Annotated in this window: 19 protein-coding genes and 1 pseudogene; 9 read left to right on the top strand and 11 right to left on the bottom strand. The window is 72.4% G+C overall.

Annotated features, from left to right (window positions below; genetic code table 11):
• Window positions 1-88 precede the first annotated feature (88 nt).
• Window positions 89-878: pseudogene (locus ABT299_RS36720) on the bottom strand (IS5 family transposase).
• 167 nt (window positions 879-1045) lie between these two features.
• On the opposite strand from ABT299_RS36720, the gene ABT299_RS36715 reads away from it, so the two are divergent.
• The 3 genes from ABT299_RS36715 to ABT299_RS36705 all read left to right on the top strand — a co-directional run bounded on the left by ABT299_RS36715 (window position 1046) and on the right by ABT299_RS36705 (window position 3471).
• Window positions 1046-1930, top strand: a complete 885-nt coding sequence (locus ABT299_RS36715; RefSeq protein ID WP_500253559.1) for an IS5 family transposase — start codon at window positions 1046-1048, stop codon at window positions 1928-1930.
• A 116-nt stretch (window positions 1931-2046) separates the two neighbouring features.
• Window positions 2047-2834, top strand: a protein-coding gene (locus tag ABT299_RS36710; RefSeq protein WP_500253558.1) for an IS5 family transposase whose coding sequence is annotated in 2 segments (ribosomal slippage) — window positions 2047-2380 and window positions 2380-2834 — 789 coding nt in all. Because the reading frame shifts where the segments join, the coding sequence is not laid out codon by codon here.
• A gap of 121 nt (window positions 2835-2955) precedes the next feature.
• Window positions 2956-3471 carry an RICIN domain-containing protein gene (locus tag ABT299_RS36705; protein WP_500253547.1) on the top strand — a complete coding sequence of 172 codons (516 nt, stop codon included), beginning with the start codon at window positions 2956-2958 and terminating at the stop codon, window positions 3469-3471.
• 90 nt (window positions 3472-3561) lie between these two features.
• On the opposite strand, the gene ABT299_RS36700 is transcribed toward ABT299_RS36705, so the two are convergent.
• Window positions 3562-4140 carry a TetR/AcrR family transcriptional regulator gene (locus ABT299_RS36700; RefSeq protein ID WP_500253546.1) on the bottom strand — a complete coding sequence of 193 codons (579 nt, stop codon included), beginning with the start codon at window positions 4138-4140 and terminating at the stop codon, window positions 3562-3564.
• Between the two features lie 88 nt (window positions 4141-4228).
• Between ABT299_RS36700 and ABT299_RS36695 the strand changes: the two genes are divergently transcribed.
• Together ABT299_RS36695 and ABT299_RS36690 are read left to right on the top strand one after the other, a co-directional pair.
• Window positions 4229-5059, top strand: a complete 831-nt coding sequence (locus ABT299_RS36695) for an NmrA family NAD(P)-binding protein (protein WP_500253545.1) — start codon at window positions 4229-4231, stop codon at window positions 5057-5059.
• A 16-nt stretch (window positions 5060-5075) separates the two neighbouring features.
• Complete coding sequence (locus tag ABT299_RS36690; protein ID WP_387028876.1) at window positions 5076-5690, top strand: DUF1579 family protein; 615 nt, start codon at window positions 5076-5078, stop codon at window positions 5688-5690.
• Window positions 5691-5746: 56 nt separating this feature from the next.
• Here ABT299_RS36690 and glnA read toward each other — a convergent pair whose 3' ends face one another.
• Complete coding sequence (gene glnA, locus ABT299_RS36685) at window positions 5747-7171, bottom strand: type I glutamate--ammonia ligase (RefSeq protein WP_190864360.1); 1425 nt, start codon at window positions 7169-7171, stop codon at window positions 5747-5749.
• Window positions 7172-7369: 198 nt separating this feature from the next.
• Here glnA and ABT299_RS36680 point away from each other — a divergent pair, with 198 nt between their 5' ends.
• Window positions 7370-7855, top strand: coding sequence for an RDD family protein (locus tag ABT299_RS36680; protein ID WP_190864362.1), 486 nt, complete (start codon window positions 7370-7372; stop codon window positions 7853-7855).
• A gap of 90 nt (window positions 7856-7945) precedes the next feature.
• On the opposite strand, the gene ABT299_RS36675 is transcribed toward ABT299_RS36680, so the two are convergent.
• A complete protein-coding gene (locus ABT299_RS36675) occupies window positions 7946-8641 on the bottom strand; it encodes a DUF4191 domain-containing protein (protein ID WP_190864365.1) in 696 nt (231 codons plus the stop codon).
• An 87-nt stretch (window positions 8642-8728) separates the two neighbouring features.
• Entirely contained in the window at window positions 8729-9658 is a 930-nt protein-coding gene (lipA, locus tag ABT299_RS36670; RefSeq protein ID WP_190864367.1) for a lipoyl synthase, read from the bottom strand.
• A gap of 261 nt (window positions 9659-9919) precedes the next feature.
• On the opposite strand from lipA, the gene ABT299_RS36665 reads away from it, so the two are divergent.
• Window positions 9920-10417, top strand: a complete 498-nt coding sequence (locus ABT299_RS36665; RefSeq protein WP_194737447.1) for a YfbM family protein — start codon at window positions 9920-9922, stop codon at window positions 10415-10417.
• A 9-nt stretch (window positions 10418-10426) separates the two neighbouring features.
• On the opposite strand, the gene lipB is transcribed toward ABT299_RS36665, so the two are convergent.
• The 6 genes from lipB to ABT299_RS36635 form a co-directional block, all read right to left on the bottom strand.
• Entirely contained in the window at window positions 10427-11149 is a 723-nt protein-coding gene (gene lipB / locus ABT299_RS36660) for a lipoyl(octanoyl) transferase LipB (protein WP_500253557.1), read from the bottom strand.
• Between the two features lie 49 nt (window positions 11150-11198).
• Complete coding sequence (locus ABT299_RS36655; protein ID WP_190864374.1) at window positions 11199-11936, bottom strand: Type 1 glutamine amidotransferase-like domain-containing protein; 738 nt, start codon at window positions 11934-11936, stop codon at window positions 11199-11201.
• Between the two features lie 105 nt (window positions 11937-12041).
• The gene (locus ABT299_RS36650) at window positions 12042-12929 is read right to left on the bottom strand and encodes a TIGR01777 family oxidoreductase (protein ID WP_500253544.1); all 888 of its coding nucleotides are present in this window, start codon (window positions 12927-12929) and stop codon (window positions 12042-12044) included.
• Window positions 12930-13092: 163 nt separating this feature from the next.
• Window positions 13093-14589: a 2-oxoglutarate dehydrogenase, E2 component, dihydrolipoamide succinyltransferase gene (gene sucB, locus ABT299_RS36645; protein ID WP_500253543.1), complete on the bottom strand. Its 1497-nt coding sequence runs from the start codon at window positions 14587-14589 to the stop codon at window positions 13093-13095.
• A gap of 41 nt (window positions 14590-14630) precedes the next feature.
• Entirely contained in the window at window positions 14631-16025 is a 1395-nt protein-coding gene (lpdA, locus tag ABT299_RS36640) for a dihydrolipoyl dehydrogenase (protein WP_190868906.1), read from the bottom strand.
• Window positions 16026-16173: 148 nt separating this feature from the next.
• Window positions 16174-17706 carry a leucyl aminopeptidase gene (locus ABT299_RS36635; RefSeq protein WP_190868905.1) on the bottom strand — a complete coding sequence of 511 codons (1533 nt, stop codon included), beginning with the start codon at window positions 17704-17706 and terminating at the stop codon, window positions 16174-16176.
• Window positions 17707-18030: 324 nt separating this feature from the next.
• Between ABT299_RS36635 and ABT299_RS36630 the strand changes: the two genes are divergently transcribed.
• Complete coding sequence (locus ABT299_RS36630; RefSeq protein WP_500253542.1) at window positions 18031-18807, top strand: GntR family transcriptional regulator; 777 nt, start codon at window positions 18031-18033, stop codon at window positions 18805-18807.
• A gap of 85 nt (window positions 18808-18892) precedes the next feature.
• A complete protein-coding gene (locus tag ABT299_RS36625) occupies window positions 18893-19120 on the top strand; it encodes a 4Fe-4S dicluster domain-containing protein (protein ID WP_151593689.1) in 228 nt (75 codons plus the stop codon).
• Window positions 19121-19127: the final 7 nt, after the last annotated feature.

Genomic DNA, 19127 nt, shown 5'->3' with positions numbered 1-19127 from the left:
GGGGCCTCACGGCCCGTGGCGCATGGCCAGTTGGGCGGGCGAGGTCTCAGGCCCCGGGCGTCAGTGGGTCTTAGAGGTCGTAACAGAATCAGCGGACGAGGCGTCGCCAGCAGATGATGGCTGCGGCGAGGGTCATGAAGGCCTCATGGATGTCGTCGCGGATCTCCCAGCGGATGCGCAGGCGGCGGAACCAGTGCAGCAGGCCGATGGTGCGCTCGACGACGTAGCGGTGGACGCCCAGCCCGGACCCGTGTGGGCTGCCGCGTCGGGCGATGACCGGCTTGCTGCCCTTGGCCCAGACCAGGCGCCGGTATTTGTCGTGGTCGTTAGCCGCGGTCGGCCAACAGCCGCCCGGGTCATCGCCGAGGTCGGCCGACCCGGCCCCGGACCGGTGGTACCGCCTCCAGCGGCGGCATCAACTGCGTGACGTCGCCTGCGGTTCCCGCCCGTCACCGACAAGGCGAGCGGGATACCGTGCCCGTCGGTCAGCACGTGGTGTTCGGAGCCCGGCCGGCCCCGGTCGACCGGGCTCGGCCCGGTTTTGGGCCACCTTTCAATGCCCGTACGTGAGAGCTGTCGATCACCGCCCTGGACCAGTCCAACTGCCCGGCGGCGTGCAGTTCCTCCAGTAGCAGCCGGTGCAGCCGCTCCCACACGCCCGCCCGGTGCCATTCGGCCAGCCGCCGCCAGCACGCCATCCCCGACCCGAACCCCAACTCCTGAGGCAGGAACTCCCACCGGATCCCGGTATGCAGCACGAACAAGATCCCGCACAACACCCGGCGGTCGTCCAACCGCTCACGGCCGGCGTGGCGCTTACGGCGCTCCACCTTCGGCAGCAGCGGCTCGATCCGCTCCAACAGGCTGTCGGGCACGATCCATGGGGGTTGCTCGCCCTTACGCACCCGCCCACACCACACCCGACCATCACTAAATGTCGCGCCACATGCACATTTTGCTATGACCTCTAGGTGCGTGATTGAGAAGTTGATCTAGGTCGGTGTGGCTGCGTGATGCCGTGTGCTGGTTGGTGCAGGGTGTGGCGATGGCTCGGACGTCGTGTTACCCCTCGGACCTGACCGATGACGAATGGGCGCTGGTAGAGCCGCTGTTGCCACCGGCCGGTAGCGGTGGCCGGCCAGAGAAGCACTCGCGGCGCGAGATCGTGGATGCGGTGCTGTACGTGGTCCGCACCGGCTGCGCCTGGCGGCAGCTGCCTGCCGACTTCCCGCCGTGGCCGACGGTGTACTGGTACTTCGTGCGGTGGGAGAAGCAGCGGGTCACGCTGCGCATGCTGGACGTGCTGCGCCGGCAGGTCCGCCGGGTGCAGGGCCGTGACGACGACCCCAGCGCGGGCATCATCGACTCCCAGAGCGTCAAGGCCGCCGACACCGTCGGCAGCGACACCCGAGGGTATGACGCCGGCAAGAAGGTGACCGGCCGCAAGCGCTTCATCGTCACCGACACCCTCGGCCTGCTCATCACGGTGACGGTGTGCGCTGCGAACGTCCAGGACCGCGATGGCGCCGAAGGCACGCTGCTGGGGCTGTATCTCACCTCGCCCACCTGTCGGTTCGTGTTCGCCGACGCCGGGTTCGCCGACGCCGGGTTCGCCGACGCCGGGTTCGTCGACGCCGGGTTCGCCGGACGGCTGGTCGGCTGGGCCGCAGGCACCCTGCGCACCACCCTGAGCATCGTCCGCAAGCCCGCAGACCAGAAGGGATTCGCCGTGCTCCCCCGCAGAGGGGCGGTCGAGCGGACGCTCGCATGGCTCACCGCCCACCGGCGGCTGGCCCGTGACTACGAACGCCATCCCGCCACCAGCGAAGCCATGATCCGATGGGCAGCCATCGGCCTCATGACCCGCCGCCTGGCCCGCGGCGGACAGCCCGTCATCCGCCAAGCCCGGCGCCCCCTCGAATACCTATAACAAGATCCTCCTCAAACACGCACTAAGAGGTCATAACAAAATGTGCATGTAGCGCGACATGTAGTGATGGTCGGGTGTGGTGTGGGTGGGTGCGTAAGGGTGAGCAACCCCCGTGGATCGTGCCCGACAGCCTGTGGGAGCGGGTCGAGCCGCTGCTGCCGAAGGTGGAGCGCCGTAAGCGCCACGCCGGGCGTAAGCGGCTGGACGACCGCAGGGTGTTGTGCGGGATCTTGTTCGTCTTGCACACCGGGATCCGGTGGGAGTTCCTGCCCCAGGAGCTGGGGTTCGGGTCGGGTATGACGTGCTGGCGGCGGCTGGCCGAATGGCACCACGCCGGGGTGTGGGAGCGGCTGCACCGGCTGCTGCTGGAGGAGCTGCATGCCGCCGGGCAGCTGGACTGGTCCAGGGCGGTGATCGACAGCTCCCATGTGCGGGCGTTGAAGGGCGGCCCAAAACCGGGCCGAGCCCGGTCGACCGTGGCCGGCCGGGCTCCAAGCACCACCTGCTGACCGACGGCAACGGCATCCCGCTCGTGGTGTCGTTGACCGGTGGGAATCGTAACGACGTCACTCAGTTGATGCCGCTGCTGGAGGCGGTGCCGCCCGTCCGGGGCCGGGTCGGCCGGCCTCGGCGAAGACCCGGGCGGCTGCTGGCCGACCGCGGCTACGACCACGACAAATACCGGCGCCTGGTGTGGACCAAGGGCATCAAACCGGTCATCGCTCGCCGCGGCACCCCGCACGGGTCCGGGCTGGGCGTCCACCGCTACGTCGTCGAACGCACCATCGGCCTGCTGCACTGGTTCCGCCGCTTACGCATCCGCTGGGAGATCCGCGACGACATCCACGAGGCCTTCATGACCCTCGCCGCAGCCATCATCTGCTGGCGACGCCTCGTCCGCTGATTCTGTTACGACCTCTTAGGGCCCAGGACGCCTGCCGTACACCCAGCGTTCATGCTCCGGCCCGCCGCGCTCAACGACCGTGATCGCGGGCGTTGGCCCGCCCTCGCCAGGCTCCCGGACCATGAAGAACACCTCGCGGCCCGCGCGCCTCGCGCTGACCACCGGTCTCGCCGCCTCCCTCGTCGCCGTCTCCGGCTCGCTCACCCCGGCCTCCGCCGCCGCCGTCTACTGGACGTTCAAGAGCGGCCAGAGCGGCAAGTGCCTCACCGGCTCCTCGACCGGGAAGGTGTGGGTCGCCGGCTGCACCGGCGGCAAGACGCAGCAGTGGGACTGGATCGGCGGCGGCAGGACCTACAACGAGCTGAAGAACCGCTCCACCGGCACCTGCCTCACCACGGACTGGAAGACCTACAACAACGCCGTCTGGCTGAGCAGGTGCAACTCGTCCCGTCCCGCGAGCCAGCTGTTCGGCTATGGCGACGGCTACATCGGCGCCTACGACAGCCTCGGCGACATGTGGTTCTACCGCCTCCGCACCTCCCCGTCCGGAAGCGCCGCCGTCTACTCGTCCCACATCACCTACGCCAACGTCGCCGACAAGTACTACAAGTGGACCCACACCACCCGCACCAGCTAGGCGTTCCGACGGTTCGGCGACTGCTGGACCGACCTGTGCACCGCCGTGGCGCGGCGGTGCACAGGTCGTGTACGGCCCGGAAGGCCCCTGTCAGGCGGGTCCGGACGCGGCGTCGAGGATGAGTTCGGCGAGGCGGCGGGCGTGGCGTGCCGGGCCGTCGACGCCGAGGGCCTGGACGGACGCGTAGGCGCCCTCGAAGGCCAGTGCCAGCTGGTCCGCGACGTCGCCGGGGGAGGCGACCCCGGCGGACGCCGCGAGGTCGGCGAAGCGGGCGCGGACCCATCGCTTCGTCCCGGCGGCGGCCTGGTGGGCGGGATGGGCGGCGTCGGGGATCTCGGCGAGGGCCATGAGGAACGGGCAGCCGCGGCAGCGGTCCGGCTGGATCTGCTCGGTCTGCGCGTCGAACAGCGCGAGGATCCGGGCGCGCGCGGGCCGCCCCTCGTCGCCGGCGGTGGCGTCGAACCATTCTTTGTACAGGCCGTCCGCGCGGGTGACGTAGGCGGTGATCAGGTCGTCCTTGGACGCGAACAGCCGGTAGAGGGTCGTGGGCGCGACGCCGGCGGTGGCGGCGATCTTGTCCACGCCGACGCCCTTGATGCCCTGCCAGTAGAACAGGTCGTGGGCGACCTCCAGGAGGTGCTCCCGTGTCTCGGCGGCGCTGCGGCGCATCACCGGACCCCTTGCCATATCCGACGCATGGCTCTAGCGTACCGCTTTGTTAGGGAACGTTCCCTAACAAAGAGGGGAGCGCGGAGCGATGTTCTTGGTGACGGGCGGGACCGGCAATGTCGGGCGCGAGGTGGCGGCGGCGCTGGCGGCGGCGGGGGAGCCGGTACGGGCGCTGACGCGGGGCGGGGCCCCGGCGGACGCGCCGGACGGCGTCGAGTACGTCACCGGCGACCTGAACGAGCCGGAGACGCTCGTGCCGGCCCTTCGGGGCGTGCGCGGGCTGTTCCTGCTGCCCGGCTACGACGGGACGGCGGACCTGCTGGCCGAGGCGGGCCGCGCCGGGGTCGAGCACGTGGTGCTGCTGTCGGGGTCCTCGGTGGAGTCGGGCGACACGACCAACGCGGTCGGCCGCTACATGATCGAGTCGGAGGCGGCCGTCCGCGACTCCGGGCTCGCGTGGACCTTCGTGCGGCCGAACGGGTTCATGTCCAACACGTTCGAGTGGATCCCGCAGCTCAAGGCCGGCGACGTGGTGCGCGCCCCGTTCGCGGACGTGCCGATCGCGGTGATCGACCCGGCCGACATCGGCGCCGTCGCGGCGACCGCGCTGCTGCGGGACGAGTACCGCGGCCAGGTGCTCCGCGTCACCGGCCCGGAGCCGCTGCGGCCCGCCGACCGGCTCCGGATCCTGGGCGGCGTGCTGGGCCGCGACCTGCGCCTGGACGCCCTGCCGGACGACGAGGCCCGCAAGGAGATGCTCCAGAACATGCCCGAGAAGTACGTGGACGCGTTCTTCGACTTCTACGTCGCCGGTTCGCTGGACGAATCGGTCGTCACCACCACCGTCCGCGACGTCACGGGCCGTCCGCCCCGCACCTTCGAGCAGTGGGCCGCCGCGCACGCCGCGTCCTTCGCGTGACCAGAGGGGACCGATCATGCTGAAGAAGCTCGTCCTGCCCGTCGCCGCGGCCGCGATCCTCGGGCTCACCGGATCCGCCGCGGCCTCCGCCACCGCCCCGCCGGAGCCCCGGCCGAGCGCCGGCCCGCTGGACCCGGGCCCCTTCCACCACCGCCTCGACCAGCTCGTCGGCACCTGGAAGGCCGTCAAGGAGAACTACATCCTCAGCGGCGACGGCACGCCGATCGTGTCCCGCGACATCACCGTCCGGACGAGCTGGATCGCCAAGACCGGCGGCCGGTTCCTCCAGGAGCGGACCGACGGCACGCTCGGCGGCAAGAAGTACTTCCGGCTCGGCGTCCTCGGCTTCTCCAACATCGACCGCCGCTACGAGTGGACGACGTTCGACAGCGTCACCCCGACCGCGATGACCTACCGCGGCCCGGCGCTGTCGCAGGTCACCTCGGTGCTGTCGATCCCCGGCACGTTCACCGACCCGGGCATCCTCGGCCCCGAGTACCTCGGTAAGACCATCCCTATGCGCACCGTCATCACGCTCGGCGCGCACCCGCGCTTCGACCTCTACTTCACCCCGCCCGGCCAGGCCGAGCGGCTCGTCGACCGCGTCGTCTACACCCGCCGGATCGCCTGACCCCCGGGAACGCGAAAGGCCCGCGAGGCGTCCTCGCGGGCCTTCCCCAACGACGATCACACGTCGTAGTACAGCTCGAACTCGTGCGGGTGGGGGCGCAGGCGGACCGGGTCGATCTCGAACTCGTTCTTCATCGCGATGTAGGTCTCGATGAGGTCCGGGGTGAAGACGCCGCCCTCCAGCAGGTAGTCGTGGTCGGACTCGAGCGCGGCCAGGACGGCCGGCAGCGAGCCGGGGACCTGCGGGATCGCGCGGGCCTCCTCCGGCGGCAGCTCGTAGAGGTCCTTGTCGATCGGCTCCGGCGGCTCGATCTTGTTCTTGATGCCGTCCAGGCCCGCCATCAGCATCGCCGAGAAGGCGAGGTAGGGGTTGCAGGACGGGTCCGGCACGCGGAACTCGATGCGCTTGGCCTTCGGGTTCGAGCCGGTGATCGGGACGCGGATGCACGCCGACCGGTTGCGCTGCGAGTACACCAGGTTGACCGGCGCCTCGAAGCCCGGGACGAGCCGGTGGTAGCTGTTGACCGTCGGGTTCGTGAAGGCCAGCAGGGACGGGGCGTGCCGCAGCAGGCCGCCGATGTAGTGCCGCGCCGTGTCCGACAGGCCCGCGTAGCCGACCTCGTCGTAGAACAGCGGCGCGCCGTCCTTCCACAGCGACTGGTGGACGTGCATGCCCGACCCGTTGTCACCGAAGATCGGCTTCGGCATGAACGTCACCGTCTTGCCGGCGCCCCGCGCCACGTTCTTGACGATGTACTTGTACAGCAGCAGGTTGTCGGCGGCCTTCAGCAGCGTGTCGAAGCGGACGCCGATCTCCGACTGGCCCGCCGTGCCGACCTCGTGGTGCTGCAGCTCGACCTCGATGCCGGAGGCGAGCAGCTGCGTCGCCATCTCCGAGCGCAGGTCGGTGTAGTGGTCCATCGGCGGGACGGGGAAGTAGCCGCCCTTGTAGCCGGGCTTGGCGCCGAGGTTGCCGCCGGGCTCCTCCCGGCCGGTGTTCCAGGCGCCCTCCACCGAGTCCAGGAAGTAGTAGCCGGCGTTCTGCTTCGTCTCGAAGCGGACGTCGTCGAAGATGTAGAACTCGGCCTCGGGACCGCAGTAGGCGGTGTCGGCGATGCCGGTCCCGCGCAGGTAGTCCTGGGCCTTCTTGGCGACGTTGCGGGGGTCGCGGCTGTACGGCTCGCCCGTCAGCGGGTCGTGCACGAAGAAGTTCAGGATCAGCGTCTTGTGCTGCCGGAACGGGTCCAGGACGGCCGTGGCCGGGTCCGGGAGAAGCAGCATGTCCGACTCGTGGATCTCCTGGAACCCGCGGACGGACGAACCGTCGAACATCATGCCGTCTTCGAAGGCCCGCCGCCCGAAGTTGCCGGTCGGGATCGTGACGTGCTGCATCTTGCCCGGCAGGTCCACGAACCGGCAGTCGACGAACTTGACGTCCTCGTTCTCGAGATAGCTCAGGACCTCTTCGGCGCTGCTGAACATCCAGCCTCCTTGGTGCGCTCTTGGGCGTCTCGCAGCCTACGGCGGGGCCGTTTCCCGGCCGTGTCCCATATGTTTCGGCTGTGTTAAGCGGGGCGCCGGCGCCCTGCTCCAAGGACGCCCCCGCCTTGCCCCCACCCTCGTCCCCTCCCCTGGGGAGCCGGGTCGGAACCCGCCAGGGGAGCGGATAGCGTAGAGGCCATGAGCGGTGGTAAAGAGCAGCAGGCCGCACGGCCGCGATGGACGCAGACGTGGCTCGGCGGCGCGCGCGCGGCGGGAGCCGACCTCGGCCGTCCCGGCGAGCGCCTCGGGCTGCCGGAGAGCGGGAGCGGCGCCGTCGCGTCCTACGGCCGCCGGCTGTTCGCGCTGTTCATCGACTGGGCGCTGTCGACGCTGGTCGCGAGCGGCCTGGCGGCCGCCCTCGACTGGTCGGCGCCGCAGCGCAGCCTGTGGACGCTGGTGATCTTCGGGATCCAGGCGTGGCTGCTCACCGCGACGATCGGCACCACGATCGGCAAGCGGCTGTGCGGCATCCGGGTGGTGCGGCTGGACGGCCGGCCCGTCGGGTTCCTCATGGGGTTCGCCCGGTCGCTCCTGCTGGTCCTCGTCGTCCCGGCGCTGATCTGGGACCGCGACTACCGCGGCATGCACGACCGCGCGTCCAACACCGCCGTCGTCACCATCTGACCCGGAGATCCGGCCCGGGAAACGCGGCCCGGAAACGGGAAAGCGCCCCCGAGGGGGCGCTCCACCGGCGGTGCGGTACCGGCGGTGCGGTCACCGCATCTTGGGCTTGGGGCCCTTCGGCATCTTCGCGCCCTTCGGGATCGGGCCCTTCGGCATCTGCATCGACCGGGGCAGCGCCTGCAGCCGGTCGTTCAGCTCCCCGACCTGCGCCTTGGTGAGGTTGCGGGGCAGCTTCATCAGGTGCCGCTGCAGCTTGCCGACGGGGATCTGATCCTCGTCGTCGCCGACCTGCACGTCGTAGATCGGCACCTGCTGCGCGGCGCGGGAGATCCGCTTCTTCTCCGCGCCCAGCAGCTGCCCGACCCGGTTGCGGGGGCCCTCGGAGACCAGGATGACGCCGGGACGGCCCACGACGCGGTGCACCATGTCGAGGTTGCGGTTGCCGCTGACGGCCTCGGTGACCGTCCAGTCACCGCGCATGTTCTTCAGCACCGCGGCGGCCGCGCCGGGCTGCCCGGCGATGACCTTGTACTGCGCGCGCTGCGCCAGCTGACCGAAGACGATCAGGCCGACGGCGGCGCCGGCGAGGATGCCCAGCGGGACGAAGAACCACAGCCGGCCGATCACCAGCCCGATCACGATGACGACGATCAGGGTGCCGATCGCCGACGCGGCGACGATCGGAAGGGCCTTCGGGTCGGCCTGGCGGAGCACCTGGGCGACCATGCGGATCTGCTTGAGGCGGCCCGGACGCTCCTGGCTCCCGTCCGCGGGCGTTTTCGACATGAACCCAAGGATAGTCGGCCGGGACCCCCGGCCCGACACCGTCCTCGCACGGCGAAACGCAGGCGAGGACGGTCCGGACCGCCGGAATCAGCTCTGGCGGGCCTCGATCGCCTGCTTGTAGAGGCGTCCGGCGCGGTAGCTGGAGCGGACGAGCGGCCCGGACATGACGCCCGCGAAGCCGATCTCCTCGGCCTCGGCGTTCAGCTCGACGAACTCCTCGGGCTTCACCCACCGCTCCACCGGGTGGTGGCGCGGGCTCGGCCGCAGGTACTGGGTGATGGTGATCAGCTCGCAGCCCGCCTCGTGCAGGTCGCGCAGCGCCGCGGAGACCTCCTCGCGGGTCTCGCCCATGCCGAGGATCAGGTTCGACTTGGTGACCAGGCCGTCCTCGCGCGCCTTGGTGATCACCTCGAGGGACCGCTCGTAGCGGAACCCGGGCCGGATCCGCTTGAAGATCCGCGGGACGGTCTCGACGTTGTGCGCCAGCACCTCGGGACGGGACGAGAAGACCTCGGCGAGCTGCTCGGGGACGGCGTTGAAGTCCGGGATCAGCAGCTCGACGCCGCAGCCGGGCACGGCCGCGTGGATCCGCCGGACCGTCTCGGCGTACAGCCAGGCGCCGCCGTCCTCCAGGTCGTCGCGGGCGACGCCGGTGACGGTGGCGTACTTCAGGCCCATCGTGGCGACGGACTCCGCGACGCGGCGGGGCTCGTCCCGGTCGAACGCGGCGGGCTTGCCGGTGTCGATCTGGCAGAAGTCGCAGCGCCGGGTGCACTGGTCGCCGCCGATGAGGAAGGTGGCCTCGCGGTCCTCCCAGCACTCGAAGATGTTGGGGCAGCCCGCCTCCTGGCACACCGTGTGCAGGCCCTCGGACTTCACCAGGCCGATGAGCTCCTTGTACTGCGGGCCCATCTTCAGCCGCGTCTTGATCCACTCGGGCTTGCGCTCGATCGGGGTCTGGCTGTTGCGGGCCTCTATGCGCAGGAGCTTGCGCCCCTCAGGTGTCACCGTCGTCACCTGTTCAGGGTACGTCGCGATCAGCGGACCGGCACATCGCGCGCGTCGGGGCGGAGGCCGCGGGGAGGCCGCGGGGAGGCCGCCGCGGGCGGCCCGGCGCAGTTAACGCAGCAGTATCGGACGTATCTCGAACGTGTGACGTTACCCCGCTCACACCGTCGATTCGCGTGTTTCGGTGCATGGCCACCGGCGGTTCTCTCTAGGGTGACTCCCTGTCGTCACGCAACAGCGTTCGCATGGAGGACCGCAGTGGGTCTGGCAATGTCGTACCTCAGGGTGCCGCCGGTGCTGGAGGGTGAGCCGGATCCCACCCGGATCGCCCGGCGCGTGTTCGGCGAACGGGACTGGCGGCGCCGCGTGCCGTTCGCGCCGCTGGACATCGGCGGGACGTGGCAGGCGCTGCACTACCTGGTGACCGGCGACCCCTGGGAGGGGCGCCAGCCGGAGGCCGACGTGGTGTGCGGCGGGCGGCTGCTCACCGAGGACGGCGCCGACGAGCTGGGCATGGACGTGATCTACCTGGCGCCGGACCGGGTGAAGCCGGCCGCCGACCACCTGGCGGCGACGCCGTTCGGCCACGTCGCCGGCCGCTTCGAGCCGGCGGTGATGGTGCAGGCCGGCGTGCAGGACGCGGGCCGGATGGACTCCGCCGCCCGCGACCGCGTCCTGAAGCCCGCCTACGAGGCCCTGGTCGCGTTCTACCGGGCCGCGGCGGACGAGGGCCACGCCGTCTACAAGGTGATGTTCCCCAACGACTGACCGCCGGGATCAGGCGTCGAGATGCGCCCTCGTCCGGTGGAAGGTCTCCCGCGCGCCGAGCGCCTCCGCGAGGTGGCGCTCCACCAGCGGGGTCACCTCGGCGACGGGGACGCCCCGGCCGACCTCGCGGCTGAGGTTCGTGGACCCGGCGTCCCGGATGCCGCACGGCACGATCTTGTCGAACCAGCCCATGTCGTTGTCGCAGTTCAGCATGAACCCGTGCATCGCCACCCCGCGCGCCACCCGGATCCCGATCGAGCCGATCTTGCGGTCGGGGGAGCCGGGCACCCACAGCCCGCTGCGGCCCTCGACCGTGGTGGTCTCCAGGCCGAACTCGGCGCACACCGCCATCATCATCCGCTCCAGCAGCCGCACGTAGGAGACGACGTCGGCGGGGTCGGGCAGCCGGACGATCGGGTAGCCGGTGAGCTGCCCCGGCCCGTGCCAGGTGATCTTGCCGCCGCGGTCGACGTCCACGACCGGGGCGCCGGGGTCGCCGAACGGCCGGTCGAGCGCCGCGGTCCGCTTGCCCGCCGTGTACACCGGCTGGTGCTCCATCAGCAGGACGGTGTCGGGGATCAGGTCGTCCACGCGCCGGGCGTGCGTGCGCTTCTGCAGCTCCCAGCCGTCCAGGTAGGGGACGGCCGCGGTGCCGAAGCCCGCGTGGACGATCACCAGCCGGCCGGTCGCCGGCGCTTCTCCGGGGGGCGTCTCGGGTGCGGCCCCCCGCACGTCCAGATCACTCACGCCCGCCAGCCTATGCCGCCCGCCGACCGCTTCCTCAGAGGGACGCCAGCCGGCGGGGCTCCAGCCGGGTCTCCTTCGCGGTGGCGGGGCCGTCCGGCTCGACCCGGTAGGCGCCCGCGTCCTGCCGGTACGACACGGCCTGGACGAACTCGGTGCCGACGTAGTGCAGGCCGACCGACTCGTCCGCCGCGTACCCGCCGGGCAGCGTGCCCTCGCCGACGAGCTGCTGCAGCAGCGGGCGGCGCTGCGGGTCGCTGTCGTAGTGCACCCCGCACGAGTACGGCAGGAAGCCCAGCCCGTCGGTGAGCGGCCGCAGTTGCGGGCCGAAGGAGTCGGTGTTGCCGCCGACGTGCCAGCACAGCGCGCCCGCGCTCTGCCCGGACAGCACCACGCCCTCCTGCCACGCCTCCCGCATGATCTCGTCCAGGCCGTGCAGCCGCCACAGCGCCAGCAGGTTCGCGACGCTGCCGCCGGACACGTAGATCAGGTCCTGGGTGAGCAGGTGCGCGCGCATGTCCGGGACGCTCGGCATCGGGAACAGCGACAGGTGGCTGACCTCGGCGTCCAGCTGGGAGAACCCGGCGTAGAAGCGCGCGACGTACTCGGCGCCGTCGCCCACCGCCGTCGTCAGGAAGCACATCCGGGGGCGGTCCTGCCCGGTCAGGTCGAGCGCGTAGCGCATCAGCGGGCTCGGGGCGATGCCCTCCCGGCCGTCCGGGACGAACGTGCCCCCGCCGATGGCGAGGATGTGCGGCTGTCCGTCGGTGCTCATTCGCCCTCCACGTCGGCAAGCTCTCTCAATGTCACCGTATGGCCACCGAGCGGGAGCGTCCGTGATTTTAGCCAATCTTGGTCTCGGCGCGTCGGCGTCGGCCGGTCACAGGAGGGCGGCCAGCGCGGAGTCCACGTCGGGATGCCGGTACCGGAAGCCGGCGTGCTCCAGCCGCCGCGGCAGCACCCGCTGGCTGACCAGCGGGCCCTCGTCGGCGAAGTCGCGCAGCGCGGACCGCAGCACCGCCTTCGGGACGGCCAGCCGCGCCGGGCGGTGCAGCGCCCGCGCCAGCGCCTCGGTGTACGCGGCGTTGGTCACCGGGTCCGGGGCGGTGAGGTTCACCGGCCCCGACACCTCGTGCTCGATCAGGAACCGCAGGGCCGCGACCTCGTCGGGGAGCGAGATCCAGCTCGTCCACTGCGTCCCGTCGCCGAGCCGGCCGCCGAGCCCGAGCCGGAACAGCGGCAGCGTCCGCCCGAGCATCCCGCCGCCGCGCGCCAGCACCACGCCGGTGCGCGGGTAGACGACCCGGATGCCCGCCTCGCGGGCTGGTGCGGCGGCCGCCTCCCAGTCCCGCACGAGCGCGGCGAGGAACCCGGCGCCCATCGGGGACTTCTCGTCGGCCTCCCGGTCGCCGGTGTCGCCGTAGAAGCCGATCGCGGACCCGCAGACCAGCACCGGCGGGCGGCGGCCCGCCGCGGCGATCGCCTCCGCGAGCGTCCGGGTGCCGTCGAGCCGGCTGTCCCTGATCCGGCGCTTGTACGCCTTCGTCCACGGCCGGTCGCCGACGCCCGCGCCCGCCAGGTGCACGACGGCGTCGGCGCCCTCCAGCGCCGCCGCCTCGACGCACCCGTCGGCGGGGGACCAGCGCGCCTCGTCCGGTGCCGACGGCTCGCGGCGCACCAGCCGCACGACGTCGTGCCCGTCCTCCCGCAGCGCCCGCACCAGCGCCGATCCGATCAGGCCCGACGAGCCCGTCACGGTCACCCTCATGTCCCCAGCCTACGGGGACGGCGCCGGCGAACGCTGAGATTCTCATCCGGGTCCCGTGTTTCCGCCGGGCCGGGACCGGGTTTCCCCGGGAACGCGCGGGACCCCGCCGCCCGGGCGGGGCGGCGGGGTCCGGTGCGGCGTGCGAGGCGACGGCCGCGTTCGGTCAGAGGCCGAGGTCGGCCTCGAAGTTGCCCTCCTCCAGGCGGTGCTTGATGGTGCCGAGGAAGCGGGCGGCGTCCGCGCCGTCGATCAGCCGGTGGTCGTAGGTCAGCGCCAGGTAGACCATCGACCGCACCGCGATGACCTCGCCCAGCTCCGGGTCGTCGATGACGGCGGGCCGCTTGACGACGGCGCCGGTGCCGAGCATGCCGACCTGCGGCTGGTTGAGGATCGGGGTGTCGAACAGCGCGCCGCGGCTGCCGGTGTTGGTCAGCGTGAACGTGCCGCCGGACAGCTCGTCCGGGCTCACCTTGTTGGTGCGGGTGCGCTCGGCGAGGTCGGCGATCCGCTGCGCGAGGCCGCCCAGGTTGAGCTGCCCGGCGTTGTGCACGACCGGGACCATCAGGCCCCGCTCGGGCACGTCCACCGCGATGCCGAGGTTCTCCACGTCGTGGTAGGTGACCTCGTTGGTCTCGCTGTCGATGACCGCGTTGACCTTCGGGTGCGCCTTCAGCGCCTCGATCGTGGCCAGCGCGAAGAACGGCAGGAAGGACAGCTTGACGCCCTCGCGGGACTGGAAGTCGGCCTTGGCCTGCTCGCGCAGCCGCGCGATCTTGGTGATGTCCACCTCGACCACGGTGGTCAGCTGCGCCGACACCTGCAGCGACTCCACCATGCGGCGGGCGATCGTCTGCCGGATGCGGGACATCTTCTCGGTGCGGCCGCGCAGCGCGAGCTGCTCGGCCGGGGCGCCCTCGGGCGCGGGGGCGGCGTGCCGGCCGGCCGGGCGGGCCGGGGCGGCCGGCGCGGCGGCCGGGGCCTGCTGCGCCTGCTGCCGGGCGGCCTCGGCGGCCTGCTGCGCGGCGCGCGCGGCCTCCAGGACGTCCTGCTTGCGGATGCGGCCGCCGACGCCGGTGCCCTTCACCGCGGACAGGTCCACGTCGTGCTCGGCGGCGAGCTTGCGCACCAGCGGCGTCACGTACGGGCCCTCGCCGGCGGGCGCGGCCTCCTGCGCCGGCTGCGGGGCCTGCTGGGACGCCGGGGCCGGAGCCGGGGCGGCCGGCTGCTGCGGAGCGGGCGCCGGGGCCGGGGCCGGCGGCGCGGCGGGCTGCTGCTGCGCGGGCGGCGGCCACGCGGCGGGCGGCGGCGCCTGCTGCTGGGGAGCCTCCTGCGGCTCCGGCCGCGCCGGAGCCTGCTCCTGCGCGGGGGCCTCCTGCGCGGCGGGCGCCTGCTCCTGGGCGGGGGCGCCGGACGGGGCGTCGCCCTCGTCCCCGATGACGGCCAGTTCGGCGCCGACCTCGACGGTCTCGTCCTCGGCGACGGTGATGCTGGTCAGGATGCCCGAGGCGGGCGAGGGGATCTCGGTGTCGACCTTGTCGGTCGACACTTCGAGAAGCGGCTCGTCGGTCTCGACGCGCTCACCCTCCTTCTTCAGCCAGCGGGTGACGGTGCCCTCGGTGACGCTCTCGCCGAGCTGGGGCATAGTGACGGAGACCGGCATGGCTCTCAGCGACTCCTTAGAGAAATACTGTGCGCGGTTGTTCAGCCGTGCACGTGCAACGGCTTGCCGGCGAGCGCGAGATGCGCCTCGCCGACCGCCTCGGACTGGGTCGGGTGGGGGTGGATCAGCTGGGCGACCTCGCTCGGGAGGGCCTCCCAGTTGTAGATGAGCTGGCCCTCGGCGATCAGCTCGCCGACGCGCGCGCCGACCATGTGCAGGCCGAGGACCGGCCCGTCCACGGCCGCGATCACCTTGACCTCGCCCTGCGTGCCCAGGATCTTGCTCTTGGGGTTGCCGGCCAGGTCGTAGGTGACCTCGTTGATCTCGTACCCGCGCTCGCGGGCCACCGCGGAGGTGATGCCCACCGAGGCGACCTCGGGATCGGAGTAGGTGATGCGCGGCACCCCGTCGTAGTCGATCGGCGCGGGGGTGAGCCCGCCGAGCCGCTCGGCGACGAGGATGCCCTCGGCGAAGCCGACGTGGGCCAGCTGCGGCGTGGCGACCAGGTCGCCGACGGCCGAGATGGTGGGGACGCTGGTGCGGCAGTACTCGTCGACCTTGACGTAGCCGCGCTCCAGCTCGACGCCGACCTCCGCGAGGCCGATGCCGTCGGAGACCGGCCCGCGGCCGACCGCCACGAGCAGCAGCTCCGCGTCGACGACCTTGCCGCCCTCCAGCGTGACGGAGATGCCGCCCTGGGTGACCTTGGCGCTCTCGAACCGGGTGCCGAGCTCGAACTTGATGCCGCGCTTGCGGAACGCCCGCTCGAGCCGCTTGGAGCTGGACTCCTCCTCCAGCGGCAGCAGGTGGGGGAGGGCCTCGACGATGGTGACGTCGGCGCCGAACGAGCGCCACACGCTGGCGAACTCGACGCCGATGACGCCGCCGCCGAGGATGATCACGGAGCCGGGCACGTGCTCCAGCCGCAGCGCGTGGTCGCTGGAGATGACGCGCTCGCCGTCGATCTCCAGGCCGGGCAGCGACTTCGGCGCCGACCCGGTGCCGAGCACGATGTGCTGGCCCTCCAGCGCGCGGGTCTCGCCGGCGGGCGTGCGGACCTCGACGGTCGTCGGGCCGGTCAGCCGGCCCTCGCCGTGCACGACCTCGATGCCGCGCGACTTGATCAGCCCGGTCAGGCCCTTGACGGTCGTGGAGACGACCCGGTCCTTGTAGGCGTTCACGCCGGCGACGTCGATGCCCTCGAACACCGCGTTGACGCCGAACTTCGCGGCCTCGCGGGTCTGGTCCGCCACCTCGGCCGCGTGCAGCAGCGCCTTGGTGGGGATGCAGCCCCGGTTGAGGCACGTCCCGCCGAGCGACTCGTCGCGCTCGACGAGCGCGACCGACCTGCCGAGTTCGGCGGCGCGCAGCGCGCACGCGTAGCCGCCGCTGCCGGCACCCAGGACCACGATGTCGTAGGGGCCGTTATTCGCCACTGGACGCTCCCTTTCCCGGAGACGGCGCCGCGCGGGCCGCGGCGCTCTCGGGCGGGACGGCCTTGCAACGGCCCCCACCGCCACGAGAAATCTATTGTGTCCTGCTCCGGACGCCGCCGGGCGGCCCCCGGGGAATCCCCGCCGGGCGCTACAGGATCCCGGCCGCGAGGTCCTCGGCGATCTGCACGAGCGTGCGGGTCGCCGCCCCGGTGCCGCCCTTCGGGGTGTAGCCGTAGGGCTCGCCCTGCTGGAACGAGGGGCCGGCGATGTCGAGGTGCGCCCACTTCACGCCGTCCGGCACGAACTCCTTCAGGAAGACGCCGGCGACCAGCATCCCGCCCCAGCGGTCGCCGCTGATGTTCGCCAGGTCGGCCACCGCCGAGTCGAGCCCCTTGCGCAGCTCGGCCGGCAGCGGCATGCCCCAGGACGCCTCCCCGGCGCGCTCGGCCGCCGCCACCACCTTCTCACGGACGTCGTCGTCGTTGGCCATGACCCCGGCGGTGCGGCTGCCGAGCGCGACCAGCTGCGCGCCGGTCAGCGTCGCCACGTCCACGATCAGGTCGGGGGCGTCCTCGCCGGAGCGGACCAGCGCGTCGGCGAGCACGAGGCGGCCCTCGGCGTCGGTGTTGAGGACCTCGACGGTCTTGCCGCCGTAGATGCGCAGCACGTCGGACGGGCGCTGGGCGCTGCCGCTCGGCATGTTCTCGGCGATGGCCAGGTAGCCGACGACGTTGACCTTCGGGGCCAGCTCGGCGATGGCGGCCATCGCGCCGAGGACGGCGCCGGCGCCGCCCATGTCGGACTTCATCCAGTCCATCGAGCCGGTCGGCTTCAGGGACAGGCCGCCGGAGTCGAACGTGATGCCCTTGCCGACCAGCGCGAGCGTCTTGGACGCCTCGGGGTGGGAGTAGGCGAGCCGGACGAGGCGCGGCGGGTTCACCGAGCCCTGCCCGACGCCGGTGATGCCGCCGTAGCCGCCGTCGACGAGCGCCTTCTCGTCGAGGACCTCGATGCCGAGGCCGCTCTCGCGGGCGACCCGCTCGGCCTCGTTGGCGAGGTCCTCGGGGGTGAGGTCGGACGGCGGGGTGTTGACCAGGTCGCGGACCAGGTTGACGGCGTCGGCCAGCACGCGGGCGCGCTCCACGGCCACGTCGGTGGCGGCGGGGGCGGCGAGCCGGATCTCGGCGACGGGGCTCTTGTGGCCGTCGCCGGTCCGGTAGGAGTCGAAGGAGTAGGCGCCGAGCAGCGCGCCCAGCGCGACCGCCTCGGCCTCGGCGGCGGACGGGGCGGGCAGCGCGACCGCGACCTTCCCGGAGCCGGCCAGCGCGCGGACGGCGGCGCCGGCGGCGCGGCGCAGGTCCTCGGCGGAGGGGTCCTCGCCGAGCCCGGCGGCGACGATCACCGGGGCGGTGACGGCGCCCAGCGTGGGCAGCTTGGTGATCTCGCCGGGCTTGCCGGTGGCGCCGAGGGCGCCGAGCGCCGCGGCGAGCCTCCCGTCCATGGCGCGGTCGAGGTCCCCGGCGCCGGCGGCGGGCGCGGCCCCCGCGTCCGCCGGGACGGCTCCGATCACGATGGCGTCGACGTCGAGGCCGGCCAGGTCTGCGCTGTCAAGTCCGATGCTCGTCACGTAGTCCGATGTTAGTCCTCCCGGTGACCGGTTTCGCCCTTTTGGATCAAGCATTGCCGGGCCCGGAACCTCGCCGCTGCCTGCCGGGATCGCCGTGCGGGCGCGGACGCGGGCGCGCGGCGCCGGAAGATCACCCGGCCTCCGGGCGGGGCCGGGCGCCGGGCCGCCCGGCCGGCGGAGGCGGCGCGGGTCGGCGCGGGGTCGGCGCGGGGCGCGGTGCGGAGGCGGCCCGGGAGGGTGCGCGAAGGCGGCGCGGCAGGTGGCGGGACGGCGGAGGCCGGGCGCGTCCGCGCAGGTCACGCGGGTGCCGTGGATTTTCGGGGTGGCGCAACGGCTCCGCTATTCACCTATTCCCATCGTTTTAGTAGGTTTATGGCCGTGACCAGGAGAGACGACACCCGCTCGGCGACCGCGCCGGCCCCGCCGGCCGCCGCCGAACCGCGCCGGACGCGCGCGGACCGGGCCCGCCAGGTCGCGGACGTCCTGCGCCGCCAGGTGCTCTACGGCGACCTGCGCAGCGGCGCGCTGCCCGCCGAGGCCGAGCTCGTCCGCGAGTTCGGCGCGTCCCGCAACACCGTCCGGGAGGCCCTGGCGCTGCTGCGCGCCGAGGGCCTCATCGAGCGCTGTCCCGGCGTCGGCACGCACGCGGTCGCCGAGAAGTACCCGCACGGGCTGGAGCGGCTCCTCGGCCTCGCCGAGACGCTGCGCGAGCACGGCGAGGTCGCCAACGAGGTCCGGACGACCGGCCTGCTCACCCCGTCCCGCGAGGTGTCCTCCCGGCTGCGGCTGCCCGCCGGGGAGCAGGTCGTCTACATCGAGCGGATCCGGCGGCTGAACGGGCTGCCGCTCTCCCTCGACCTCACCTACATCCCGCGCGACCTCGGCGAGCCGCTGCTGGCCGAGGACCTGGTCCGCAACGACATCTTCGTCCTGCTCGAACGCATCGCCGGCCGGCCGCTCGGCCGGGCCGAGGTGACGCTGGAGGCGGTCAACGCCGACCCGCACTCCGCCGCCACCCTGGACGCCCCGCGCGGTGCCGCCCTGCTGATGCTCGAACGCCTCACCCACCTGTCGGACGGGCGCCCCGTGGACCTGGAGTTCATCCGCTTCCGCGGCGACCGGATCACGATGAGCGGCTCCATGAGCCGCGCCTAGCCCCGCCCTCCTTCCCGGCCGTACGGCCGAAGCCGCGCAGCGCCGCGCGGCGGGTCCCGCATGCCCGCACACCACTGGAGAACCCATGTCCCTCGTGGAGAACCGCGCCGACGTCCCCGTGACGGTGGACGAGGCGCTCTGCATCGACGGCTGCACGCTGTGCATCGACGTCTGCCCGCTGGACGCCCTCGCGGTCCACCCGGAGACCGGCAAGGCGTACATGCACGTGGACGAGTGCTGGTACTGCGGGCCGTGCGCCGACCGCTGCCCGACCGGGGCCGTGACCATCGACATGCCGTACCTGCTGCGCTGAGGACCCG

The sequence above is a fragment of the Spirillospora sp. NPDC000708 genome (assembly GCF_040299565.1).
Lineage (GTDB): Bacteria > Actinomycetota > Actinomycetes > Streptosporangiales > Streptosporangiaceae > Spirillospora.
Note: the sequence above shows the minus strand (reverse complement) of the source record. Positions and strands in the feature narration are given on the sequence as shown.